We start from the raw sequence: 23,765 nt of genomic DNA, 5'->3' as shown, positions 1-23,765 counted from the left end.
CTTAAAAACTACTTCATTTCCTGAACCAATAAAACAGATTTAATTGGTCTTTGAATTTCCTTACCTTCTCGATCTACTCTGCCATAAATAACGCGATCGCCATAAAATAAAGCAGCAGAACTTCCTCCATCGAGGTTCATCGCCTTAACCGCACCAAGACTAGCTAAAAAATCGGTTAATTCGGGCAGAGAAATACCAGAATTTAAGGGCATTTCAGGTTTTTGGGCTGCCATAGCTAAAATGATATCTCCTGAGGGGGTAATACCTACCGCACTCCTAGCATTTAAACTATCTGAACCGATCGCATCGCGAATCTGCTTGCCATCTTGATAAGCAATAAAAGCTTCAGCGACTGAGGTATTTTGGGGCAATAAACCAGGGCCTCCTCCTAAAGACGCATTTAAGGTACAATTAGAAAGTAGGGGTGAGGAATGTAGCCCAATATCATATTGCACTTCATTTTGACAATTGTAACGACGGAATTCAGCACGATTAAATATCTTACCTAAATATTGCTTGAGATCGGGATTATCTACCAATCGTTCGTTGAAGCGCGGATCGGCTACAATCTGAGAGTCTTCGACAATAAAAGAAGTAGTCTTGTGGTTGATCGGATCGAAATAGCCACCATTAATCCCAGCGACTACTTTACCTTTATCTTGATTAACAAAATCTTGAATCGATTGCAATTCTCCCGATACTACGGGGACAACGGCATAATTACTATCGTGGGGAATAGTAACAGTATGAATTTTATAATGCGATCGCTCTACCACATCGTAAGAGATCGAACTATCTAAGCTATTCGCTCTTAAGGATAAGCGATCGATACCCAGAGACAAACTAACACCCAAAATAATAAACAATAGGAGCAAAATCCAGCTTGCTCTCTTTTTATTCATATAAACTATTTCAACTCATAATTAATTACTTCGAGGATAATAAATCAAACCGACACCCGCTCTATTCTTGCGAGTAAAAATAGCGCGCTCGGCAATTAAATCCTTGAGACATACTTGAATCATAGAAATAGGACGATTAATCAATTTCCCAATTTCTTTAATCGTAATACCAGTTGTTCTGGTTTGGATAAGCTGTAAAATTTGTTCGCGAGTGCTAATGCCAGGAGTAGCACTAATTATATTGATTTGAATCACGGATTAATATTTTCTTTAAATAATCAAAGAATGCAATAACTGCGGTAATAACATATAGCTATCCCCGCAGTTATACTCTCTATTTTTTGCAATGACGACAGAGAATATACTTAGATGAGGTCATCTTATGACCGCGATTCTTAATTAGTAATCAAATCATCTAGGCAACAGGCAAACAAAAACGAAAAATACTACCTTTGCCTAGTTTACTTTCAACTTCAATCTTTCCTCCTTGCAATTCTACCAGACGACGAGCGATCGCCAGACCAATTCCCGTTCCTCCCGAATGACTCGAACGAGAAGGATCGGCGCGCCAGAAACGTTCAAAAACATAGGGTAAATCATCTTCTGCAATACCAACTCCCGTATCGGTAACAGAGATCCATACCTGACGATGTTGCTTGGTTGCTTTGACTACAATTGAACCCAGTTCGGTATAGCGAATAGCATTCCCCAATAAATTGACTAAAATTTGTTCAGTCCGATCGCGATCGCCAAATACAAGAGGAATATCTTCAGGACAGTCTAGAATTAAACTAGGACCTTCTTCTAGTAATTGATCCGCAAAGCGATCGACTAGAGAGCTAAGTAGGGGGTGTAAATTTAATTTTTGAGAATCAATTGATAAATAACCCGCTTCTGCTTTAGAAAGCTCTTGTAGATCGTGAATCAACCTTTCCAAACGTCTAGTTTCCCTAATTAAGCGCAAATAAAGCTCTGGCGTACCTTCTATTCTGCCATCGGCTAGTTCTTCCAAATAACCCCGCATCACAGTTAGAGGAGTACGCAATTCATGGGTAAGATCGCTGACTAATTCTCTGCGACGTTGTTCCACATCCCCAAGACTGCTCGCCATGGAGTTGAAACTAACACTTAATTGATTCAGCTCGGGAATGGCACTTTCTGGTACTCTTTCAGCTAAGTCTCCCGCTGCAAATTTTTGCGTAATAGACTCCATCTGCTTAACAGGTTTAGTAATACGTTTAGAAAATATATAACTTACTCCCCCCGCAGCACTTGCACCTACAATTACTGATAAAATAGCACTCCGATTCCAAGCATTTTGAAAACCCTCAACCAAGTAAGTGCGAGCGGAGCGAACAGTAAAAATTCCCCGTCTTTCTAGTTGTTCTAAGCGCAAAACAAACATTCTAGGAGAAGAGACTTTCGCAATAATTACAAAGCTACCCAATCCCACCATCATCACTAATAAGTGAGAAATAAATAGACGCGCTCCTAAACTTAACTTGGGCATTAGATTTACTTATTTTTTGTCAAAGTCCCGCTACTACGAGCCTAAGAATGGGCTACATTGGGATAAACGTTAGTGCTTTTGTTGTTACCCAAGGGCAAAAAGATCGTTAATTCCTTACCTTGTTCCTGTCTTTGTCTGACAGTAAGTTTTCCCCCCAGCGCTTGAAAGATATTTTTAGTCACATCTAGGTTAAGACTGAGACATCCTGTAGCGGGCTGAAAAGTAAGCAATTGTCCCAAAGACTTAAAAGGATTATCAATACTACTAGCTTGAGAAAGCACCTGCAATTTTAGCTGATTTCCCGCGGTAGAAACTTTAACATCAATATGTCCCCCTGTGGGCAAACTGCGGGTACAACTTTCCATCAATCCCGTCAAAACCGTATCTAGCATGACTGGATCGCTTACGATCTTGGGCAACTGTTGGGGTAAATTAAACTCCAACTTGACATTGCGCCGTTGTGCTTTTTCTTGCCAACGGGGAATACTTTGCTGAAATACTTGCTCTAAGGCAAACGGTACTAACTCAACTTGTTTTTGTTTGGTTACGGGAGTAGATTCTAATTCCGCAGCCCGAAAAATTAGTTCCATGCGTTCTATTTGTTCAGTACATTCGCGATCAATAGTTTGTAGGCGTTTAACTACGTTGGGTTTGAAGTCTTGTTTGCGCTTGAGCAACAACTTAGTCAAGGTACGAATTGTAGTTAGAGGAGTACGCACTTCATGAGTCAGGGCTTGTAACAATTCCATTTCCATGTGGCTGGTAGTTACTTGGGCGGCAAAAGCAGATTGAAATTGTTTGGATTCTGAGGGTGTGGTGACATTTTCCACCTGACGCATTCTAGATGTTTCTAGAGTGGTAACATCGGGCAAATTAAGGAGTAATCGACGGCTAAAACTAGTGACAAGACGATAAATAGGTTCTGGTGGAGCAAAATGCTTGACTAAGCTATCCAAATGTTCTAAATGATGATAATTAGCTATGACCAAACGCGATCGCAATGTAGCCCAAACCTTATCAATAGTTACAGGATTGAAGGAAAAGTGAAACTTAGGGATTCCCTGACTATCTTTTCCCAAAACCATGATTAAACCAAAATTAACAGTCAAAACCAGACAAAACTGTTCTTGATTAATTAAATCGTTGGGAATTAGAGGTAGTTTAATTACTGGTGTTATATCTTGATGAACTGCTCGATCTGTAGGGATAGAATTACGGCAGGGCATCAAAGCATTGACCTTAAAAACATCGGTACTAAAAACCGCTGATTGAAAACGAGCAACCAAATCCCCATTACTTAATAAAGGTGCGGGAGCAGAAAAAATTAGCCCTTGTTTTTCCGCCAGATTGGTTGTGGGGGTAGAATTAAGTTCCGCTAAAAGTAACTGTTCTACCGAAGAGATTGCACTGCACCATTGTTGTTGTGCTTTTAGCTTTGCTAGGCGATTTTTTTCACTATGATACTTTTGACCGCAAGAGCGATCGCTTTGCTCTGGAGGATCAACCTCAGTTGCGATCGCACCAGAATCTCCCTCTAGCTCTATTTCTCGGTTGAGTACATCGCTCAAATTTTGGAGTAACCAGTTTTGCACTTCGGAATCGACCTCCCCTTACTTCTCATATCTCAAGTAGTAGCCAAATGAAATCAATAAAAGGTAATACTTCTCAAGCTGTATTGATAGTATCTGTTTTGCTGTGGTTTTTCCAAGAAGTAAAACCGAACTGGGGAAGTCGCGATCTCCGATGTATGACAATTATACTGATTATTGCTGGCGACTAATTTTCTTGTCTTGAAGATGAGGTTCGCTAGCTTGAGTAGGATTACAAATATATCCACCTATACCAACAATAAAATCATCAAAGTCGGCATCTTCATTATCTGTTTTGACTAAAGCAGAACCAGTATCATCCAAGTTGACTAACAAACCACCGTCAATTAAAGCATCAAATTTGTTGGCATCAAAAGCAGCAGTATTACGTCTTTGAGCTACGGTTTGAGTAGTCAAGTCTTCTTCATGAAATAATGCTTGCCTATTGCCTTTATCATTAATCAAGTTGGTAGTATAAACCACCCCAGCAGGTTTGCCATCAAACTGAGACTCTAGATAAAAGGCATATATCTTATCTGCTTTAAAGGTATATTCTGCCAAGTAGTTGGGAACGGTTTTACCAGGAGTTCCTAGAAAGTCGTTGTTTCTACCTGCTTGGAGATCGGTTTCATAGCTAGATTCACGATAAACATCATCAAAATCAAAACTGTCGGAAGCTTGAACTTCTGATAGTAAGGGAGTTTTATCACAAGAATCAAAAATGATTCCTCCATCACTTCCTGCTTGACAAGAATCTAGATCGATTACACCGAAAGTAGATTGGTATGCCCCATGAGACTCAATAAATTCAAATTCAACAATAGTATCCTCATCGAATTTAACTCCCTGATTTCCCACAATGTCTTCTGCGACGGCAGACAGGCTCATGACATTCAATAGTCCCAAGACACCAAAAGAGATCCCCAAGCAAGTTAAGTTGGGTTTGAGCAATTTACTCAATTTAGGTACAAATTTTATAGTTGACTGTGATAGTTTCATATACATTACTCCTAATTACCAAATGTTTTTTTCTGGATCGATATTATTAACTTGCTCGATAAACTTTTGCGATTCTGACAGTTGTCTTTCTACAATTTCACGGGCTTCTTTAGCGCGAGTACCAAGTTGACGAGCCTCAATGACTGGGCGATCTGGATTGGCACAACTTCTAGCGCATCCATGAGGAGAATTTTTTCTACCAATACGTCTTAGATCTTCATCTAGAGTATTTCTTCGAGTATTACTATTGCGAGCAATACGTCTGAGATTTCCATCTCCTGGTCGATTGCTACGAGCGACTCCCGAATCACCAGCACGTCCGAATTCAGGATCGGTTGTATTTTCTACTGCTGCCAAAGTATCCACAGAACTATCAAGATTGTTTTCTAGTAGTTCGGCAACTTTATTGATCGTGATCTTTTGAGCAGCACTTCCTAAAGCCGACGCGCTACCCGAACTGCTGCCTGTACGACCGACCGAACCACTGCCCGAACCACTGCCCGAACCACTGCCCAACTCAATTGGAATATCAATTCCTCCTCCTGAGATAGTTCCCGTACTAGGGTCGATTTCAGTAGTATTAGGAATACCACTCCCATTCAAGGTATCTATCGGTACACTGGTAGGGCTAGAAGTTATAGTACCAGTAGCATCAGATAGGTTGGTAATCGCCTGGGCAGAGGCAGTTTTTGTCATTGCCATCAATCCTAGGGTAGCCAAACAACCCAGCCATAATATTTGCCTTTTGTGCATAATTAATTGTTCCGAATTATTGATTTATAACTAAAATCCCGTACCCACTCCAAAAACGAAGCGCACTCCATCCCCCGCACCAGCAAGATCTCTAGCACCAAGATTGATGGTCAGAGGAAGAGTCCGAACAGGAGATACAGACAAACCCATTGCCAAGTCTTGTCCCGTCCATTCTGTAATAAAGCTAACTGGACGAGCAACGCGAAAAGCTAAACTACCAAAAATATTAAAATTACTATTATCATTGGCAATATCATCTTCAGTACGGAATTGTCCGTTACCAATTCCAGCAGTTACTCCCACTCGACTAAATGGTGCAGAAACTTTCTCTTTGAGACTGATAATTTTAGTAGTGGAAAGGTATAAGGAGTCTTCTAGATCGTTGGCATCGCCAATAGATAAGAAGCTGTTCCAACCAGCCGAAACTCCCCAGCCGCGAGCAATTTTACGATGTAGCTTCAAATTAAAGCCACCAGAACCAAAATCACGACCATTTTGACCGAAGCTTACTAATGAATAGCTTAATTCTGCTCCGATAGATTTTTGAGCATTGCCAAAACCCTTGCCAAAGCCAAAGGTAGCATCACCATCATTTTCTCCATCAAGTCCTCCACGAGTATCGACTTGATAGCTCAAACCGCTATAAAATCCTCGATCTGCCCCAAAACCATAGGGATTGGCAATAGTAAGAGAAGGAACTCCACGACTAGGAGTAAAGTTACGCTGACGAATGTTTTGTAGCTGTAATTTTATGTCTTTTAGTTCGTTGTAATTTGAATCACTCCATCCAGTGTTGTCAGCGGTTACTGTTGATTCATTATGAGTTTGTTGGTTGATTTCCACTTCAGAAGTTTCTGACATCTCTGATGTAGATTGAGCAACTGGACTTGCCAAAGTAGTCGAACATAATAATGGCAAAAATAAAAGAGTAGAGCAAGCAAAAGTTAATGTACGCATAAATTTATAGTCATCGATATAATTTGCTGGAAATTTAAAAAATGACCCACATAAATATCCATAACCTTACTTAACTTTTAATAGAATCATCTTCCGTATTTATGCCTTATTTTTCTTAGTTCATATAATTTAACTAGTTATCAATTCGTAGATAGATATTTTTTTCACTGTTATATTTGATTTTGATTGATAGTTGTAGTTACATAACTAAATAAATATTTTTATCGACATCATAATATAGGCTTCTGTTGAAAAAGTAATTAAAATATCGAATATTAATAATAATTGCTTTCGTTCATTATTCAAGGAATATGTTAATTGTTGATTTTACTTAGAATTAAAATCAAACAGGCTAAACAGATTATTTCAGAAGTAATTGCACTTAACTATTTTTACTGACTCTGTAAGTAAAAAAAATATATATATATATAATAAATACACTTTGAATATGATGATACAAGACAATTATTTTTAGAGAAGTTATATTTGATCGACATATAGATTGTTTTTTTCTATTTCTTAATGCGCTTCCAAAAGCTAATTAAATCTTATTATTTGTAGTTTAGTTATCGCAGTTAAATGTATGCATTGATAAATGGCGATCGCGGTAAAAATGAAGATATTAATACAATGTAAAATACTCTGACAAATTTTTATGGCTTTTGATATTAAATTTGACTATCGCTTTGATACCATTGGTTTTTTCACCGATGAAAGGAAGACTATCATAGAACAGGCAGGTGATATTTGGAGTTCTTATATTCAAGATGAATTTACTTCTACTCCCGCTGGAGAAGTATTGAGATTTCCGATTAATGGAGTCGAACAAGAAGTAACCTTTGACGAACCAATTGATGACTTGATTATCTTTATTTCTTCTGTAGAGTTAGATGACGATCGACCGACTCTAGGGGAAGGAACGTATTATGGTGATTATATTCTTGGTAGCGATCGAGAAGCTAGAATTGAAGGAGATAATTTTGAACCTTGGTTGGGTATAGTGCAGTTTAATGCCTCAGCCCTAGATAATTTGTATTTCGATCCTACTCCTGAAACTGATGATGATATTCCCGCAGATAAACAAGATTTTCTCGGTTTAAGTCTTCATGAAATTGGTCATGTTTTGGGAATTGGGATTACTCCTGCTTTTAACAGACAAGTTAATAATGGAGAATTTACGGGGACTCAAAGTGTAAGTTTAAATGGCGGACAACCAATCCCTTTAGATAGCGATCTCAATCATATTGAAGATGGTTATACTTTAGATGAAAATTCTGATGCTTTATTAGATAAATCTTTTACTTTTGGTGAAAGGAATTTGCCTACGGATCTAGATTTGGCAATTTTATCTGATATTGGATATGAGATTTTTGCTTATGATGCAGTACCAGTACATCGCTTTTTTCAATACGAACGAGGATTTCATTTTTATACAGCCAATGAAACTGAAAGAGAAAACGTTTTTGAACTTAGTCTAGATGGTACATTGCAGTATGACTATGAAAGTGTTGCTTATCGAGTTTTATCTAGCGATAAAGATAGTTTGACTGGACAAAATATTGAAGGTGCGCTGCCAGTTTATCGCTTCTTTAATCGAGATACTGGTTCTCATCTTTATACGATTAGCGAAGTTGAAAAAGATTCTATTCTTAGAACTTTGAGTAATTATAGTTTTGATGGCATAGGCTACTATGCATTTGAATCAGAACCGCAAGATATAGATACAGTACCTCTTTATCGAATGCTCAACACTAGATCGGGTTCCCATTTATTTACTACTAGCGAGCATGAGTTCAATACTGTTAGGGATACCTTAGATTATTTTAATGTTGAAGGTAATGAAGGAGTTACATATTATGTAATAGATAATTTGTGAAACCATGAAAAAAACGATCTATAACGATCGCTTGTGGCTATTTTCTAGTTTAATTGCTGTTGCTATTGTCTATCTCACGTTGATGTGGAAAACAACAGCAAATATAGATATTATGACTACCAATTGTTTATTTTGGGGAGCAATTCTGTGGTTATTATGGCAAAAGAAAGATAACCTTAACTATGATAGCGATCCTATTTCTAGTTTTGTCGGGTCAATCTTATTGGGAATTGTTTTGAGCAAAACTATTACCTTATTTAGTTTTGAATCTAGTTTACTACCTTTATTACCCGTTGTAGCTGCGATCGCCATAGCCTTACTTGCTTCAGGAATTAAAGGTTTGAGTCAATATTTTTCAGAGTTGTTTTTTGCCTGGTTTTTGTTTTTTCCTACGGGGGTAATCGGACATTTTATCGATGGCATAATTCACATTACTATTATCAATGCTAAAGTTTCTACTTATTTGCTTTATTATTTCGGCTTTAATGTCCAAAGTTCTGGTAACGAAGTTATCTTATATTTACCAGAATTAGGGAATTTCAAAGCAATTGTCGATTACCCTTGTGCGGGAGTACCAATGATTCTGCTCATTGTGAAGCTAGCATTATTATTCATTAGTTGTGTTTCTTTGAGCAAAAAACAACAAATATTACTACCTGTTTTTTCGATTGCTTTAGGTTTTTTATTAGGAGTAATTCGAGTTTGCATCCTAACTATTATGATTCCCTATCAGACTCAGTTCAATTATTGGCATGGAGTTCAAGGTTCGCAAATATTTTCTACTTTAGCAATTGCTATCTTTTCAGGCTTTTGCTATGGGCTTTTAAGCAAAAAGCAGCAATCATCGATCGCCTAAGCAATAAATAATTTAGATGTCTCTCAACACAGTCAATCAAAGTCAATGGCGGAGTTATTTTTTGGCGGTTATGGCTATTGGAACAAATTTAGTCATAGCATACACTTTAATTAATCCTACCGCTGGTAATCGCCCTGTAGCTAATTTTCGATTTCCCCAACATATAAAGCTAGATTCGGTCAAAGCGATCGCTTTATTGGATTCAAAAGATAGGATTGAACCTAGTGTAGATCCCTCTGCCACCATTGAAGTCAAGCAAGAAAAAATCAAAGCACGTCAAACATATGAATATACTCACCAAAAATCGCAAATTAGCTTAGAAATGAGCTATTTAGTCGATACTAGGGGTGATGTAGGGGCATACTTACATCAATATACAAAAATACCCACCGAAGCGATCGATACCAAGCAAATAGAAGAAATACCAGGAATAGGACATCATACCCTATTAACTAATGGAGATCGTGCTTATTTAAGCAGTTGTATTAGCCCTCGCAGCCCCAGTAACGTCACCCAAAAACAGTTTTCTCAGTATCGCTATCAACACGATCTAAAACTGACTATAGCATGGGAATGGTTGCAAGGAAAAGCTAGTATACGCGATCGCCGTTGTCTTTGGATACAGTTATCTACCCCTTTAGTTGGCGATCGCCAGGCGGCGTATCAAACCCTAGAAACAACCTGGAAAGATGTATATCGGTGGTGGCTGCCAAATTTCCCGACTCTAACCAATTAGCCAATTAGTCGCGAGCGATCGATAATCAAGAAGACTATACTAGATGAGTTTCAATTTGATCTCTATTTTCTAGTTAGTTTATGACTATTTTACAGGATAAAGAAAGACTAATATTTTCTTCTGGTATTTTGCGTTTAGTTGGCTATGGTTTATTGCTGATGGCAATCGTCGATATTTTCTTTTTATTAATTCCTCCCCAATTGATGAATCCAGTTTGGGAATTTGAAACTATGGGGACAATTGTCGAAAGAATCCCCATTACCTTGCTCGGTATGGTACTAGTTTACTATGGAGAAAGAAGCGATCGCGCTCCCATCGAGACTTTATTATTAAAAGTTGCATCTTGGCTGTCTTTAGTTGCAGCCATACTATTATTATTAATGATTCCTTTGAGTATTAATAATGGATTTCGGATTTACAATCAGCAAAAAGCCCAAGTTAATGCTCAGTTTGTCAGTCAAAAAGATGCAATTATAGAATATGAAGATCGACTAAAACTAGCTAATTCCCAAGATGAAATTAAAAATATATTGCAACAGCAAGCAAAGCAACAGATAAATATACCCGATACAGTAGATACTCAAAAATTAAAGACAGATATTATTCAAAAATTGCAGACAAATCAAAAAAATATTACTAGTCAGGTCGACTTATTCAAGAAGCAAAAAAGAACTTTTATTTTGAAAAAATGCCTTAGGTGGAATCTCGGAGGATTAATTTCATCAATTCTTTTCTTCTTAATTTGGAAAAGCACAGGATGGGCAAGAATCCAAATAAATGAGGAGTAAATCAAAAAAATAGTTGCATATAAAACGGTAAAACTACTGAAGCTTAAGAAGAGAAAAAAAATTAAGATAAATAGTCAGAATAATCGAATTTTTTCTATCAGTATTTTTAACCTTTAACTGTGACTAAGGTTCTGTAAAACTTGCTTCGATTGGGGCAATATTTACAGATCGAATTAAATATGAGTAATGAAATAATCAGATCGGACGCAATCGACTTAAGCGGCTTAAATATTCAAGAGACAAGCTTTTCTCTATCAGAATTTAAACAGATTGTATATCGTCGATGGAAACCTGCATTAGCTGTGGGCATAACAGTTTTTACAGGATTGTTTCTCTTAACTGCCCTCAAAACTCCTGAATACCGTTCCGAAACCTTAATCTTATTAGAAAACCCCCAAAACCAAGAATCCGCAACTGTTGCTCCCCAACAAACTACAGGGAGTCAATATTACTCAATGACCGATCTTTCTACAGAGATTTACGTTCTTCGTAGTAACTCCATGATTGCCAAAGCAGTAGAAACACTGAAAGATCGTTATCCAGAAATTTCTGTTGGTGAAATAGTTAGCAAAATATCTATTCATCAAGCAGTTAATAATAAAGTTCCCACTGATGTTTTAGCTGTTTCTTATGTCGATCCAGATCCCGAAAAAGCCAAAGCAGTTTTAGAAGCTTTGGGTTCTACTTATATTGACTATAGTCTAGAAAAACAACGATCTCAAGCAAGTAATGCCATCAAATTTATTGACAGTCAGTTGCCTCACGCTCAAAAGAAATTAGATGAAGCTGCTAAAGAAATTCGTCATTTCCGACAAGTACATCAATTAGTCGATCCTGAAGTCTCGGCAATGACAGCAGGAGAAGAAAAGCAAAGTATCGCCTTAGAAATACAGCAAACTCAAATTGCGATCGATCTCAATCGCAAACAAAGAGAAGAATTAGAATACCAATTAAAAGAATTGGGGCAGGATTCAGAAACTATGTTGGCTTCTTCTGTTTTAGCTGAAGACGGAGTTTATCAAAATTTAGCTAATAAATTACGGGAGATAGAAACTCAGTACAATTTGGGAACAGTTGATTTCCGCGACAATTTTCATGTCATGGGAAATCTTCAAGAAAAGCGCAAAGAATTAAAAAAACAACTCCAAAAAAGAGCAGAACAAGTTTTAGGCAAGTCTATCTCTCCTGAAATATTAGAACGTATAGTTTTAACTCCTAGCTACACAGATGTTCGAGTATCGGCAGATAGTGCTGGTGAATCTGGAGGTAGCGAATCTGGAAGTAGCGAATCTATCAATAACCAAACTACCAATAGTTCGGGTGGGGATAGACAAATATCTTCAGAAGGTTCTACTCTTGGACTTCTAGCCACTCGCAAATTGGACTTAGAAAACCAAGCTTCTAGTCTACAAAGTCAATTGGCAAGTCTCCGTCGGGAAAAAGCAGCAGCAGATAACAAATTTATTAGTATTCCTGGGTTGCAACAAACTTTTACCGAATTAAAACGTCAAGTAGAGCTTAAATCTGAATCTTATAATTATCTTCTGGAAAGACGACAAGAATTAGAAATATCAGAAGCAGAAGAAACTGCACCCTGGCGAGTTCTCAATGCTCCTTTTTTACCTGGTGATCCAATTTCACCCAATATCAAACAAGGATTGATTCAAGCTTTGATGGCAGGGGGATTTTTGGGCCTTGCTACTGCCTTTATCCTACAGCAGTTGGATCAAAGTGTGAAACAGGTTGAAGAAATCAAACAGATTACTAAATTACCTTTGTTAGGAGTAATTCCTAAAGTAGGCGATCCGCGAATAGAAGCTAATATTCATACTACCCGACAGTCTTATTCTTATTATTCATCATTTACTGAAGGATTGCGGTCTTTGGCGATGAATTTGCGTTATTTGATGGCAGATGATGGTCAGATCAAGAGTTTGGCAATTACCTCTTCAACTTCTGCTGAGGGTAAATCAACTATTTCTTATAATCTGGGAATTGTTTTAGCAGAATTAGGACAGCGAGTACTAGTAGTGGATGCGGATTTACGCAAACCCAAATTACACAAGCTGGCTCAAATCAAAAATGAATCTGGATTGAGCGAAGCTATTACTACCGATAATCTTTGGACAGAATATTTACGACCAAGTTCAATCGATAATCTGGATTTAATTACTGCTGGTACGACTTCTCCCAATCCGATCGCTTTATTAAATTCTGACAAAATGAAGCAGCTAATAGAAGACTGGGAGGCTGGCTACGACTATATAATTATTGATACGCCACCAATTGGCGTAATTGCCGATGCCAAAAGTTTGGCAAACGAAGTAGACTCCATGTTATTTATTTCTGGTATTCAAAGAGCAAGTCGCAAATCTATTAGTAATGCTCTAGATGTTTTACGTCAGAGTCAATGCAATGTTGCGGGAGTTGTGGCAAATATGGTCGATCCTGAGTTTGATTATTATGCCTACTCTTACTATGACTCTTACTATAATCAGTCTGGTAAAAATAATGATGACTCTGATAGCGATACTGAAGATCGTCGCAAGGGAATTTTGCAGCAGTTTCGCCGTCGTTAATAATTTATAGATATCTGCATCAATTAGGATATGTGCAAAATCGCCTATTATTGAAGAGACTCTTCGATAACGGGCGATTTTTGTCTGAGTTGTTGCTCTCTAACAATACTTACTCAATTTCGATAAACTGATAGTCATTCTGCATAACTATTAATTGATTAATTGATGAAAATTGTCTTCTTTGGTACTCCTCAATTTGCTGTTACTACTTTGGTCAAACTTAGAGAAAATCCAGATATTGAAGTCGTCGCGGTAGTAACACAGCCAGATAAAAGAAGAGGGAGAGGAAACAAAACTTTGCCCTCGGCAGTTAAAAAGGTAGCATTAGAGCATAATTTACCAGTCTGGCAACCCCCCAAAATCAAAAAAGATCCCGAAACTTTAGATCTGCTAAGAAAAACCAAAGTAGATGCTTTTGTCGTGGTGGCTTACGGTCAAATTTTGTCGGAAGAAATTTTGTCCATGCCTAAGTTGGGTTGTATTAACGTTCATGGCTCCTTATTGCCCCAATATCGCGGTGCTGCACCAATCCAATGGAGTATTGTTAATGGCGATCGCACTACAGGCATTACTACTATGCTGATGGATAGAGGAATGGATACGGGAGATATATTACTCAAAGCAGAAACTGAAATTAAGCTTTTAGATAATGCAGTCGATCTAGCGGTTACTTTAGCAGATCGAGGAGCAGATTTGTTATTGGAAACTCTATTTAAACTAGAGCAAAAAGAAATTAATCCTATTCCCCAAAGTGATTCTTTAGCTACTTACGCACGGTTGATTGATAAAGCTGATTTTGCCATTGATTGGTCCCAATCTGCCCTGGAGATACACAATCGAGTAAGAGGTTTTTTTCCTAATTGTGCTGCCAAATTAGACGATAAGAAATTGAAAGTTATCGCTACCGTGCCTATTACAGAAACAACTGTTAAAGATTTACCAGCAGAATATCGGATTTTGCAACAGCAATATTCAGAATTAAACCAAATTGAAAGCAAACCAGGAGAAATAGTCAAAAATATTAAAAACCTGGGTGCATTAGTACAGACAGGTTCGGGATTCTTGTTATTAACTCAAGTGCAGCTTGCAGGAAAACGCACCCAGTCTGGTTGGGATTTTGTTAACGGAATGCGAATCGTACCAGGAACAAAAATAAGCAACGGATAACTAGGGTATCTCATCGCCGTATTAATGATATGCCCTAGTTATCTATAAATTGCCGAGGAAAACTAAAGCATCTGTAAAATTCATTGGTTAAACTTAATGAATTACAAATCCTTCCTCTTTCAAAAAGAAGTGTCAGTTCTAAATTTCTTCCGATACCATAATCTGAAACACCTATGGTACGATAATTTTTCTTTATTTCATGGGATTAATTACTTTTTTGGGGAGTAGATCTATTTTTTCTGGTACGGGCTGGGCATTACTATCGAAAGGAGAATAAGATGCAATCATGACTATAGGCAGAGTCAGGGTAACAACCGCAACTCCCGTTCCTAAAATACCTGCCCACCTATGACCAGGAGAGTCTTCTGCTTTTCCTGGGCGTTGGCTAACTTCCATATATAAATATGATAAATTCGACTTTATCTTGATAAACGGTTAAAAAAGTAAGTACATAAAGGATTAAATAAGCCTTTATGTTCCACAATTATATTGTAACCGCAAATTTAAGTTGGATTAGTATCTTCCATAACTAAGGTTATAAAATTTTAATTAAGATTTTGGAGCAACATACTAATGAAAGCACGGACAACAAGCACATTTAATCATCGTTCTGTGCTGAGTGAAGAGTTGATCGAAGGGCTGAATGTATTGCCAGGCGGTCAATACTTGGATGCTACGGCAGGTGGTGGCGGTCATAGCGAACTGATTTTGAATGCGGAAGAAAAGATTAAGTTATGGGCAACAGATCGGGACGAAACTGCGATCGCAGCCGTAAAAACTAGATTGGCGCAATATTATCCTCAACAATTGGAGTTTTGGCAAGGCAACTTTGCCGATTATGAACCAGGAGATTTATTATTTGATGGTATTATTGCCGATCTTGGGGTTAGTTCTCCACAATTGGATGCTGCGGAAAGGGGTTTTAGTTTTCGTCACACCGCGCCTCTGGATATGCGTATGGATCGATCTGGTGGTATTACTGCTGAGGAAATCGTTAACCATTGGAAAGAAGTATCTCTGGCAGACTTGATCTATACTTATGGCGAAGAAAGGTTTTCTCGACGTATTGCTAAGGCGATCGTGCAGCAGCGTCCTTTTAGAAGCACTACGGATTTGAGTGATGCGATCGCTTCTGCCGTACCAGGAAAGTATCGTCATGGTCGAATTCATCCTGCTACCCGTACTTTTCAGGCTTTACGGATTGAAGTCAATCAAGAATTAAAATCTCTAGAAAAATTTATCGAAGTAGCTCCTACCTGGTTAAAACCAGGCGGCATTATTGGCATTATTAGCTTTCATAGTCTGGAAGATCGTATAGTAAAGCATCGCTTCCGCGATAGTGAGTTATTGAAAGTTATTACGAAAAAACCAATTGTCCCTCGACGAGACGAACAAAGGGAAAATCCGCGATCGCGATCGGCTAAACTAAGATTTGCGAAGCGGTATGCTTTAGTGCCAGACTAAAAGAGTTATTGGTTATCTTCTGTTGCAGCATCAATACAAAGAGCATTTACTTCTGGCTTGGAAAGAATAATTATTTTTTCTTTAAGCATGATTTGTACTGTACCTCTAACTAAATCTGAATTGAGCAACACAAAGAAAGTACCAGGAATTAAGCCTTTAGATATTAATTTGCCTATATAGCCACCATAGATTAGGCTATAGCCAGCTACTATACCTACCGAGCCTAAAGATAATTCGTCAATGCTAGTAGTTATTTTCATTATCTTAACTAACTGGAGTTGTCACAATTTGGCGAGCAATTTCTGCGCCCATACCAATCAATTTATTGCCGAGACTTATTACAACCGATCCATTATTCGTTTTGCTAATTAATTTGACTATTGCTCCTGGCTTGATATTTAAAATTTTTAGCTGATGACTAATATTTTTATTAGTGTGTATTTCCGCGATCGCCACGTAGTCTTCTAGGTTAACTTGACTGACAAAATTACTATCAGGACAAAGATCTGCCTTTTCTGTTAGATCGGATACAGATTTATTCGCGGTATTACCAATAAAGATAAATTCTTGAAATTGCTGATTGGGACGAAATTTTTGATTTTTAAGATTTATACTATGGGTCATAATAGATCTAGTTTATTGATAGTAATTATTATTTAGATGCCATTATATAGATATATCGCGAATATCGCTTGTTGACAATTTTTTTTAAGTAGATTTTAATAATTCAAATAATTTATTCATGATGATCGGCGATCGCTTTTATTTTTCGCAAATCACTAATATAAATCGAGCGATCGCCAATTGGCGATCGCTCCCTCAACAGTTTCAGACTATTTATCCCAGGCATTTTTAAATTAAATATTTTCCCTAACCCTACTATGCCTGGTCAAACTACTGTGATTGATTTGTAATAGTTACAACTTAATAGTTGGTTATTAGGTTAGCTTCCCTTAAAATAAGTACAATAATATGTAAAGTTTCTTAAATAAGATAATTGCCAGAATTGGCTTAACAATGACATCTTCTACTACTTCTTTATTAGCACCCGTCGAACAAGATCTCGATATTCTGACAGATAACCTCAAACAGCTTATTGGTGCGCGTCATCCTATTTTAGGGGCTGCTGCCGAACACTTGTTTGAGGCTGGAGGCAAGCGAATTAGACCAGCAATTGTCTTATTAGTTTCCAGGGCTACTATGCCAAATAATCACTTGACCAGTCGTCATCGTCGTCTGGCAGAAATCACTGAAATGATTCATACTGCCAGTTTGGTACACGACGATGTTGTAGATGAAGCAGATCTGCGTCGTAATGTAGAAACAGTTAATAGTTTGTTTGATAACAAAATTGCTGTGTTGGCTGGTGATTTTCTTTTTGCTCAATCATCTTGGTATTTAGCTAATCTAGATAATCTCCAAGTAGTTAAGCTGCTGTCAGAAGTAATCAGAGATTTTGCGGAAGGAGAAATTTTACAAGGCTTGAATCGTTTTGATATTGGTGCTTCAATTGATAGCTATCTTGACAAAAGTTATTATAAAACCGCTTCTTTAATGGCAAACAGTGCTAAAGCTGCTGCTGTATTGAGCGATGCTAGTCTTGATATGACACAAAGTCTCTATGATTATGGTCGTAATTTAGGACTGGCTTTTCAAATTGTCGACGACATTTTAGATTTTACGGGATCGACCGAAGTTTTGGGCAAACCAGCAGGTTCAGATTTAGCTAGTGGGAATTTAACTGTCCCAGTGCTTTATGCTCTTGAAGAACAACCTTATTTAGAGATTTTGCTTGAACGGGAATTTTCTGAATCAGAAGACTTGAGTAAAGCCTTAGAATTAGTCCAAAATAGTAATGGTATTGATAAAGCCCGTCAACTAGCAGCTAGTCACACCAAGATGGCAGCTCAAAGCTTGAATTGTTTGGCTGCTTCAGACTCTAAAGATGCACTCCATGAATTAACTAATTACGTAGTTAGTCGTTTATATTAGGTTCAGTTATCTCAAGATAGCTCAAATTAATGTGCAAGTTATTTGGAGGAATTTGGGTAGGTGTCATCTAAAAAACAGACCATTTTAGTTACAGGCGGTGCTGGCTATATAGGTTCTCATGCAGCACTAGCTTTAAAAAAAGCTGGTTATGAAGTAATTATTTTAGATAATTTATCTTATGGGCATCAAGAGATAGTTGATCATGTCTTACAGCTCAAGCTGATTGTTGGCGATACAAGCGATCGCGCTGTCTTAGATAAGCTATTTACAACCCATAAAATTGATGCGGTAATGCACTTTGCAGCCTATATAGCAGTAGGGGAATCTGTTAAAGAGCCTGGAAAATATTATCGTAATAATGTAGCCAGCACGTTAAATTTACTCGAAGCCATGTTGGCACACGGTATTAATAAAATTGTTTTTTCTTCTACCTGTGCGGTTTATGGGATGCCGAAAGAAGTACCCATGACGGAAAATCATCCCCACAGCCCTCTTAGCCCTTATGCTGCTAGTAAGGATATGGTAGAGCAAATTTTAAGGGATTTTGATACGGCATTTAATCTCAAATCAGTAGCATTCCGTTATTTTAATGCTTGTGGAGCAGATCCAGAAGGGTTGTTAGGGGAAGATCATCAACCAGAAACTCATCTGATTCCCTTGGCTTTGTTAACAGCACTGAAAAAACGAGAATCTCTATATATCTTTGGTACAGACTACGATACCCCCGATGGAACTTGCGTGCGAGATTATATCCACGTTAACGATTTAGCTGATGCTCATGTTTTGGGTTTGGAATATTTATTGTCTGGTGGGGAATCAGATGTCTTTAACCTGGGCAACGGGAATGGTTTTTCCGTTAGAGAAGTAATTGAAACTGCCCGCGAAGTAACGGGTTTAGAAATTCCTGCGGTTGAAAGCGATCGCCGTGCGGGGGATGCTCCTATTTTAGTAGGTAGCAGCAAAAAAGTGAAAGAAAAGCTGGGCTGGAATCCCAATTATGCAGATCTTAAGAAGATTATCACTCACGCTTGGCAATGGCATCAAAAACGACATGGAGATAAATAAGCTGCCAGACATCTAATTTTGTTTTGTGTGATTGAATTTGGATAGTTATAGTATCATCAATTCCTTTATAGTTAATTGAGATACACGATAGTTTTCTCCTCAATCAACAATCAGTTAGAACTAGTTAATCGAATGTTAGTCGATAGAAATGACGAGCGATCGCTCAAACGACAATTTCATTGCCCTACTCGTCCACAATTTAGTAATTCTCAAGGAAGTGTTCGACGCTATCTTTCTGACGGACATTATTTGCTACATTTTTTAGTTTGGCGTTGGCAAAGTTTGGGGGGATGCAACTCCAAAGGAGAGGGGAGCGATCGTCATTTCTTTTTTTCTGTCATTTTTATTTTGTTGACTTTGCTAGTTTCGGGCTGCGATCGCAGTAAATTGACTCAATGCGAGCAAATTTTTCGTATTGTGAGCGAGGTGAATCATAGCAGCCAAAATATTAGTTATACAGAAGATCAAAGCTCGATGAAAAGTTGGCTAGAAGCTGCCAGTATGATGGACAAAGCTGCTAATCAGATTCAAGCCCTGCATGTTAACAATCCTCAATTGATTAAACATCAAAATAAACTAGTGACAATCTATCGTATTTATTCCCAAGCAACTTACGATGCAGTGCAAGCTAGAGAAAGTAAGAATCTTGAGGCATTAGATCTTGCTCGCATTGATGCTGGAGAAGCTGGAAAAATACACCAGGATGCGATCAAAGAAATTAATAATTATTGTCTCGATCGCTAGCAAAAGAGTCATGGAATTTACTCTAACAAAAAAATAGAGTTGACATCGCCAACCCTATTTTAAACACGCTGAGTTATCTGTTCTTAGTTAAAATTAAACTTGGAGATTTTTAAAAATAGTTGTTTATACAACTAACGAAAATCGTTTTAGCAATATTTGATACAGACTTCTTGCTTAAGTATATATAACTTGTTCATTTACAGAAGTAATATAAATAGTAGGGTATTTTTTTAAACTCAACTTAAATTTTAATCACACTTTAAAATTAATCGATAAATTAAATAAAGTAATAGTTTAGATTGAGCCTCGCTTTACTTATTTTCGCGGAAAGACGATTAACAGTAGCCATCTTTTGCTCTATTTGCTCGGAGAGTTGAGAATTATTGTTATATTTTTCTTGATGAGTTTGTAGCTTTGCTAAAGTCTCTTTTACTGTAGCTAATTCTTTCTCAATTTTGATTAATAGAATAATTAGCCTGGCTACTTTTACAGTTTTTTCTTCAGCAACGACTTCTTGTTGAATAGATGTGATGTACTGGTTAATATCTTCCATGAATTTACTGATCTTTGATTTATATTGCAGAATAACTGGTGTTTGTTTTGTTTCTTAAACTCAGTATATCCGTGAATATGTGGGCATGGTATAAAGTTTGCGTAATTCTTGGGAGATTTATGTAAATAATGTGTAAATTTACTTGATTACAGTCAAAAAACCCATGTTTATAAGCACTTTGAGGTTCTAAAGCTGCACCTGAATAATCTCCCTATTCATATATTACAGGGTTTAATACCCCATTTTTACGATCGTTGTCTCGGTAATTTAACTTAGGGAAATATAGCAAGCTACATATTCAGTTGAAACTTAGCTCAGTTTGTTTGATGAAGATATGAGGATAAGAATGTTAAAACAAGTATTCGGGTCTTGTTATTGGTAAATCAATTAAATTATGTCAAAAATTATCGATACTATTGTCCAAGCTTTATTAGAGCTATTTGGACAGGGGGTTAAAACTTTACCAGGATTGCTGTCTGCATTCGTGGTTTTGTTTCTAACCAAATATGCAGTAGAACTAGTTTTAAAGATTGCTGATGAAACAGGAAAGCGAACTATTAAAAGTAGTTCTCTACAATTGCTGCTACTAAAAATTAGCAGAATTGGCGTTTGGTCGGTAGGTATCTTGTTGGCTTGCGTTTTGGCGTTTCCTAGTTTTGAGTTAGCAGATATTATTGCTACCCTGGGAGTAGGTTCGGTAGCAATTGGTTTCGCTTTTCAAGATATATTTAAAAACTTTCTAGCGGGAATTATTTTACTAATAGAAGAACCGTTTCGCATTGGAGACGAGATAGTAATTGGCGACTATCAGGGGAAAGTGGAAAATATTAGTATTCGTACTACCAAACTCCGTACTTATAATGGAGAAAGAGTTTTGCTACCCAATTCGACTGTTTTTACCGATGCGGTGAAAGTAGTTACGGCTTATGCTTCGCGGCGGACGGATTTAGCAGTAGGGGTTGATTATAATACTCCTTTAGATCAAGCGATCGCAATTTTGCAGGAGACAATATCAACGGTTGCAGGAGTTTTGGAAACCCCCAGTCCAGAAATTGATGTGGTTAACTTTGGCGATAGTTCGATTGACTTTATCGTGCGCTATTGGACTAGTCCCCAACAGAAACAGCTACGCAAGGTGCAGACTAAAGCAATGATTAAAGTCAAGCAAGCTTTGGATGAGGCAGAAATTGGTATTCCTTATCCCATCCGCACTGTATATCATTTCGACCAGGAAAAATATAACGACTATTTTCCCGTCGAGTCTAAAACTCAGGATAATTAAACATAATAATACCGATTAAAAAAAGCGATCGCTTTACTATAGTTTTGAGTACGGGCGATCGCTTTTGCTAATAGTTTCTATTCTTAACTGTTTCCTGGAGGGGGAATAGAAACATCTACCAGATTAATTTCTTGATTCAGACTATCTAACGGCGGGTTCATACCTTGTTTATTCCCCACAACCAGAGTAACTAACTTATCTGGCTGAAGATATTTTATAGCAGCATTGAGAATGTCTTCTTCAGTCGTATTTTGCACTTTGTCTTGATAGTCAAAAATAAAATCTTCGGGATAGTCAAAATATTCATAACGCATTAAGCGAGATAAAGTTTGACTGGGACTTTGGAAATTGAAGACAAAAGAGTTGAGAATAGATTCTTTAGCATCATCTAACTCTTGTTCGGTTACTAGTTGATTGCGCAATTTTTTAATTTCAGAAACAACTGATTTAACAAAGGGAACAGTTTTCTCTGTCTGGGTTTGTCCTCCTGCAATAAATAAACCATCAAAATCGTAGCTAGGACTCCACGCACCATATACACTATAAGCTAGACCTTGACGCGATCGCACTTCGTTAAACAAGCGTCCCCCAAAACCATTTAACACTCCATTGAGGACGCTCATAGTAGCATAATCGGGACTGTTTAATTGACCGCCAATATGTCCTAATAAAATGTTGCTTTGGGTCAGTTTGGGACGATCTACGACGAATACTCCCTGAAGATGTTTTTGGCTGGTGCTGGGTGCTGATAAAGCTGGAGGTGGAGTATCTACTTGCCAATCTGCAAAAGCGTTTTGTATTTGCTCGATCGCTCGATCAGAATCAAAATCTCCTGCTATTCCTAAAATTATATTTTCAGGACGAACATAAGTTCGATAAAAATCGATCGTATCTTGACGAGAAATATTATCTAAAGTCTCATATTCAATAGTGCGAGCATAGGGACTAGTATCGCCGTAGATAATTTTATCAAATTCACGACTGGCAATATCTCCTGGATCGTCATTGCGACGAGCGATCGATCCTTGTTGCTGTTTTTTGGCGATCGCAAACTTGTCGGGTGCAAAAGCTGGCTGGCGTAAAACTTCGACAAACAGAGGAAATACCGTATTAAAATCTTCTGTTAGAGTGCTAAAACTGGCACTACCAGAAGTATTCCCAATATTGGTTTCTACACTAGCTGCCTTTTGTTCTAGGATTGAATTCAACTCCGCTGCGGGATGATTTTTCGTTCCTCCACCGCGCATCATACTACCAGTCAGTGCAGCCAATCCTACTTTATTACTCGGTTCAAAACGCGAACCAGTCCGAATTAAAGCCGTACCGCTAATTAAAGGTAAATCTCGATCTTCTAATAAGTAGACCACCATACCATTGTCTAGTTCGTAGCGGTCGTATTCTGGAAGTTGAATTTCTGGGATGGGAGGAAATTCTAATTCTGTGTAATGCTTTGGTGTATCTGCGATTGCGGGAGTTCGCAGAGTAAATGATAATAAAACTGTTAATAGGACTAAACTCAACCAAGAAAATAGTTTTTTGCTCATTTAGGTTTATTTTTGGAGAAACTTTACTATTTTATCTACTCGGTTGAGTTATTACATTACTAAGTCTATTTCCCGAAACCTCTACCGCGATCGCTTTTTGGCAGACAAACACAGTTTTCTATTTGTTGGCGTAGCAGATCTTTATCGATATTCTGACCGATTAAAACTAATTTATTTTCTTTTTCTCCTTTCCATTCTTCATCTTCAAGGGTAAATCTTTTACCGCTTAGATGGAAGATATGACGTTGAGGACTTTCATCAAACCACAGAATTCCTTTGGCTCTAAATACACTTTCGGGTAGTTGATTATCGAGAAAATACTGAAACTTCCGAATGGCAAAAGGGCGATCAAATTGTAAGGAAAGAGAAGAAAAACCATCATTTTCTAGGTGATGGGAATGGTCGTGAT

General features: G+C 37.6%; 24 protein-coding genes. 11 read left to right on the top strand and 13 right to left on the bottom strand.

The genetic code is table 11. The features are described 5' to 3' along the window. Positions 1 to 8: 8 nt before the first annotated feature. From I4641_RS05815 to I4641_RS05785, 7 genes are all read right to left on the bottom strand, one after another. A complete protein-coding gene (locus tag I4641_RS05815; RefSeq protein ID WP_229639529.1) occupies positions 9 to 902 on the bottom strand; it encodes a phosphodiester glycosidase family protein in 894 nt (297 codons plus the stop codon). A gap of 21 nt (positions 903 to 923) precedes the next feature. Continuing rightward, complete coding sequence (locus I4641_RS05810; protein WP_229639528.1) at positions 924 to 1,157, bottom strand: winged helix-turn-helix domain-containing protein; 234 nt, start codon at positions 1,155 to 1,157, stop codon at positions 924 to 926. 160 nt (positions 1,158 to 1,317) lie between these two features. Then, complete coding sequence (locus I4641_RS05805) at positions 1,318 to 2,412, bottom strand: sensor histidine kinase (protein ID WP_229639527.1); 1,095 nt, start codon at positions 2,410 to 2,412, stop codon at positions 1,318 to 1,320. Positions 2,413 to 2,453: 41 nt separating this feature from the next. After that, on the bottom strand, positions 2,454 to 4,004 hold the full coding sequence (locus I4641_RS05800; RefSeq protein WP_229639526.1) for a sensor histidine kinase: 1,551 nt from the start codon (positions 4,002 to 4,004) through the stop codon (positions 2,454 to 2,456). Positions 4,005 to 4,175: 171 nt separating this feature from the next. Next, positions 4,176 to 5,000, bottom strand: a complete 825-nt coding sequence (locus I4641_RS05795) for a hypothetical protein (RefSeq protein ID WP_229639525.1) — start codon at positions 4,998 to 5,000, stop codon at positions 4,176 to 4,178. Between the two features lie 15 nt (positions 5,001 to 5,015). Continuing rightward, positions 5,016 to 5,753 carry a hypothetical protein gene (locus tag I4641_RS05790; RefSeq protein ID WP_229639524.1) on the bottom strand — a complete coding sequence of 246 codons (738 nt, stop codon included), beginning with the start codon at positions 5,751 to 5,753 and terminating at the stop codon, positions 5,016 to 5,018. A gap of 30 nt (positions 5,754 to 5,783) precedes the next feature. After that, on the bottom strand, positions 5,784 to 6,710 hold the full coding sequence (locus tag I4641_RS05785; RefSeq protein WP_229639523.1) for a hypothetical protein: 927 nt from the start codon (positions 6,708 to 6,710) through the stop codon (positions 5,784 to 5,786). A gap of 655 nt (positions 6,711 to 7,365) precedes the next feature. Between I4641_RS05785 and I4641_RS05780 the strand changes: the two genes are divergently transcribed. From I4641_RS05780 to fmt, 6 genes are all read left to right on the top strand, one after another. Further along, entirely contained in the window at positions 7,366 to 8,586 is a 1,221-nt protein-coding gene (locus I4641_RS05780; RefSeq protein WP_229639522.1) for a hypothetical protein, read from the top strand. A 4-nt stretch (positions 8,587 to 8,590) separates the two neighbouring features. Continuing rightward, positions 8,591 to 9,442, top strand: coding sequence for an archaeosortase/exosortase family protein (locus tag I4641_RS05775; protein ID WP_229639521.1), 852 nt, complete (start codon positions 8,591 to 8,593; stop codon positions 9,440 to 9,442). 16 nt (positions 9,443 to 9,458) lie between these two features. Continuing rightward, the gene (locus tag I4641_RS05770) at positions 9,459 to 10,178 is read left to right on the top strand and encodes a cyanoexosortase A system-associated protein (protein WP_229639520.1); all 720 of its coding nucleotides are present in this window, start codon (positions 9,459 to 9,461) and stop codon (positions 10,176 to 10,178) included. 80 nt (positions 10,179 to 10,258) lie between these two features. Beyond that, positions 10,259 to 10,966: an HpsJ-like protein, cyanoexosortase A-associated gene (gene hpsJ-A, locus I4641_RS05765; RefSeq protein ID WP_229639519.1), complete on the top strand. Its 708-nt coding sequence runs from the start codon at positions 10,259 to 10,261 to the stop codon at positions 10,964 to 10,966. A 179-nt stretch (positions 10,967 to 11,145) separates the two neighbouring features. Further along, positions 11,146 to 13,545 (top strand): GumC family protein, encoded by a 2,400-nt coding sequence (locus tag I4641_RS05760; RefSeq protein ID WP_229639518.1) that lies wholly within the window; start codon positions 11,146 to 11,148, stop codon positions 13,543 to 13,545. Between the two features lie 165 nt (positions 13,546 to 13,710). After that, positions 13,711 to 14,712 carry a methionyl-tRNA formyltransferase gene (gene fmt / locus I4641_RS05755; RefSeq protein ID WP_229639517.1) on the top strand — a complete coding sequence of 334 codons (1,002 nt, stop codon included), beginning with the start codon at positions 13,711 to 13,713 and terminating at the stop codon, positions 14,710 to 14,712. A 192-nt stretch (positions 14,713 to 14,904) separates the two neighbouring features. On the opposite strand, the gene I4641_RS05750 is transcribed toward fmt, so the two are convergent. After that, positions 14,905 to 15,108, bottom strand: coding sequence for a TLTLP motif-containing protein (locus tag I4641_RS05750; RefSeq protein WP_229639516.1), 204 nt, complete (start codon positions 15,106 to 15,108; stop codon positions 14,905 to 14,907). A 177-nt stretch (positions 15,109 to 15,285) separates the two neighbouring features. Between I4641_RS05750 and rsmH the strand changes: the two genes are divergently transcribed. Next, on the top strand, positions 15,286 to 16,176 hold the full coding sequence (gene rsmH / locus I4641_RS05745; protein WP_229639515.1) for a 16S rRNA (cytosine(1402)-N(4))-methyltransferase RsmH: 891 nt from the start codon (positions 15,286 to 15,288) through the stop codon (positions 16,174 to 16,176). Between the two features lie 5 nt (positions 16,177 to 16,181). Here the strand turns inward: rsmH and I4641_RS05740 are convergent, their stop codons facing one another. Both I4641_RS05740 and I4641_RS05735 read right to left on the bottom strand, forming a co-directional pair. Continuing rightward, positions 16,182 to 16,436: a FeoA family protein gene (locus I4641_RS05740; RefSeq protein ID WP_229639514.1), complete on the bottom strand. Its 255-nt coding sequence runs from the start codon at positions 16,434 to 16,436 to the stop codon at positions 16,182 to 16,184. 4 nt (positions 16,437 to 16,440) lie between these two features. After that, positions 16,441 to 16,800, bottom strand: a complete 360-nt coding sequence (locus I4641_RS05735) for a ferrous iron transport protein A (RefSeq protein ID WP_229639513.1) — start codon at positions 16,798 to 16,800, stop codon at positions 16,441 to 16,443. A 393-nt stretch (positions 16,801 to 17,193) separates the two neighbouring features. On the opposite strand from I4641_RS05735, the gene sds reads away from it, so the two are divergent. The 3 genes from sds (at position 17,194) to I4641_RS05720 (ending at position 19,977) form a co-directional block, all read left to right on the top strand. Then, positions 17,194 to 18,168 carry a solanesyl diphosphate synthase gene (gene sds / locus I4641_RS05730; RefSeq protein ID WP_229639512.1) on the top strand — a complete coding sequence of 325 codons (975 nt, stop codon included), beginning with the start codon at positions 17,194 to 17,196 and terminating at the stop codon, positions 18,166 to 18,168. Positions 18,169 to 18,228: 60 nt separating this feature from the next. After that, positions 18,229 to 19,233 (top strand): UDP-glucose 4-epimerase GalE, encoded by a 1,005-nt coding sequence (gene galE, locus I4641_RS05725; RefSeq protein WP_229639511.1) that lies wholly within the window; start codon positions 18,229 to 18,231, stop codon positions 19,231 to 19,233. Positions 19,234 to 19,365: 132 nt separating this feature from the next. Further along, complete coding sequence (locus I4641_RS05720; RefSeq protein WP_229639510.1) at positions 19,366 to 19,977, top strand: hypothetical protein; 612 nt, start codon at positions 19,366 to 19,368, stop codon at positions 19,975 to 19,977. Positions 19,978 to 20,254: 277 nt separating this feature from the next. Here I4641_RS05720 and I4641_RS05715 read toward each other — a convergent pair whose 3' ends face one another. Next, positions 20,255 to 20,530: a chromosome segregation protein SMC gene (locus tag I4641_RS05715; RefSeq protein WP_229639509.1), complete on the bottom strand. Its 276-nt coding sequence runs from the start codon at positions 20,528 to 20,530 to the stop codon at positions 20,255 to 20,257. 394 nt (positions 20,531 to 20,924) lie between these two features. Here I4641_RS05715 and I4641_RS05710 point away from each other — a divergent pair, with 394 nt between their 5' ends. Then, positions 20,925 to 21,812: a mechanosensitive ion channel family protein gene (locus tag I4641_RS05710; RefSeq protein WP_229639508.1), complete on the top strand. Its 888-nt coding sequence runs from the start codon at positions 20,925 to 20,927 to the stop codon at positions 21,810 to 21,812. Between the two features lie 83 nt (positions 21,813 to 21,895). Here I4641_RS05710 and I4641_RS05705 read toward each other — a convergent pair whose 3' ends face one another. Together I4641_RS05705 and I4641_RS05700 are read right to left on the bottom strand one after the other, a co-directional pair. Then, complete coding sequence (locus I4641_RS05705; protein WP_229639507.1) at positions 21,896 to 23,356, bottom strand: M16 family metallopeptidase; 1,461 nt, start codon at positions 23,354 to 23,356, stop codon at positions 21,896 to 21,898. Between the two features lie 65 nt (positions 23,357 to 23,421). Beyond that, the coding region (locus I4641_RS05700) for a GTP-binding protein (RefSeq protein WP_229639506.1) at positions 23,422 to 23,765 on the bottom strand (344 nt) is incomplete at its 5' end.

This window comes from Waterburya agarophytonicola KI4, from assembly GCF_020640915.1.
GTDB lineage: Bacteria > Cyanobacteriota > Cyanobacteriia > Cyanobacteriales > Xenococcaceae > Waterburya > Waterburya agarophytonicola.
The sequence above is the reverse complement of the archived record's forward strand: the minus strand, read 5'-3'. Positions and strand labels throughout refer to the sequence as shown.

Excerpts from the sequence above, each read along its gene's own strand:
- I4641_RS05750 (WP_229639516.1), bottom strand. The coding sequence starts at position 15,108 with ATGGAAGTTAGCCAACGCCCAGGAAAAGCAGAAGACTCTCCTGGTCAT.
- I4641_RS05815 (WP_229639529.1), bottom strand. The coding sequence starts at position 902 with ATGAATAAAAAGAGAGCAAGCTGGATTTTGCTCCTATTGTTTATTATT.
- sds (WP_229639512.1), top strand. The coding sequence starts at position 17,194 with ATGACATCTTCTACTACTTCTTTATTAGCACCCGTCGAACAAGATCTC.
- I4641_RS05770 (WP_229639520.1), top strand. The coding sequence starts at position 9,459 with ATGTCTCTCAACACAGTCAATCAAAGTCAATGGCGGAGTTATTTTTTG.
- I4641_RS05760 (WP_229639518.1), top strand. The coding sequence starts at position 11,146 with ATGAGTAATGAAATAATCAGATCGGACGCAATCGACTTAAGCGGCTTA.
- I4641_RS05715 (WP_229639509.1), bottom strand. The coding sequence starts at position 20,530 with ATGGAAGATATTAACCAGTACATCACATCTATTCAACAAGAAGTCGTT.
- hpsJ-A (WP_229639519.1), top strand. The coding sequence starts at position 10,259 with ATGACTATTTTACAGGATAAAGAAAGACTAATATTTTCTTCTGGTATT.
- I4641_RS05795 (WP_229639525.1), bottom strand. The coding sequence starts at position 5,000 with ATGAAACTATCACAGTCAACTATAAAATTTGTACCTAAATTGAGTAAA.
- I4641_RS05740 (WP_229639514.1), bottom strand. The coding sequence starts at position 16,436 with ATGAAAATAACTACTAGCATTGACGAATTATCTTTAGGCTCGGTAGGT.
- I4641_RS05785 (WP_229639523.1), bottom strand. The coding sequence starts at position 6,710 with ATGCGTACATTAACTTTTGCTTGCTCTACTCTTTTATTTTTGCCATTA.
- I4641_RS05735 (WP_229639513.1), bottom strand. The coding sequence starts at position 16,800 with ATGACCCATAGTATAAATCTTAAAAATCAAAAATTTCGTCCCAATCAG.
- fmt (WP_229639517.1), top strand. The coding sequence starts at position 13,711 with ATGAAAATTGTCTTCTTTGGTACTCCTCAATTTGCTGTTACTACTTTG.
- I4641_RS05805 (WP_229639527.1), bottom strand. The coding sequence starts at position 2,412 with ATGCCCAAGTTAAGTTTAGGAGCGCGTCTATTTATTTCTCACTTATTA.
- rsmH (WP_229639515.1), top strand. The coding sequence starts at position 15,286 with ATGAAAGCACGGACAACAAGCACATTTAATCATCGTTCTGTGCTGAGT.
- I4641_RS05710 (WP_229639508.1), top strand. The coding sequence starts at position 20,925 with ATGTCAAAAATTATCGATACTATTGTCCAAGCTTTATTAGAGCTATTT.
- I4641_RS05705 (WP_229639507.1), bottom strand. The coding sequence starts at position 23,356 with ATGAGCAAAAAACTATTTTCTTGGTTGAGTTTAGTCCTATTAACAGTT.
- I4641_RS05775 (WP_229639521.1), top strand. The coding sequence starts at position 8,591 with ATGAAAAAAACGATCTATAACGATCGCTTGTGGCTATTTTCTAGTTTA.
- I4641_RS05720 (WP_229639510.1), top strand. The coding sequence starts at position 19,366 with ATGTTAGTCGATAGAAATGACGAGCGATCGCTCAAACGACAATTTCAT.
- I4641_RS05790 (WP_229639524.1), bottom strand. The coding sequence starts at position 5,753 with ATGCACAAAAGGCAAATATTATGGCTGGGTTGTTTGGCTACCCTAGGA.
- I4641_RS05780 (WP_229639522.1), top strand. The coding sequence starts at position 7,366 with ATGGCTTTTGATATTAAATTTGACTATCGCTTTGATACCATTGGTTTT.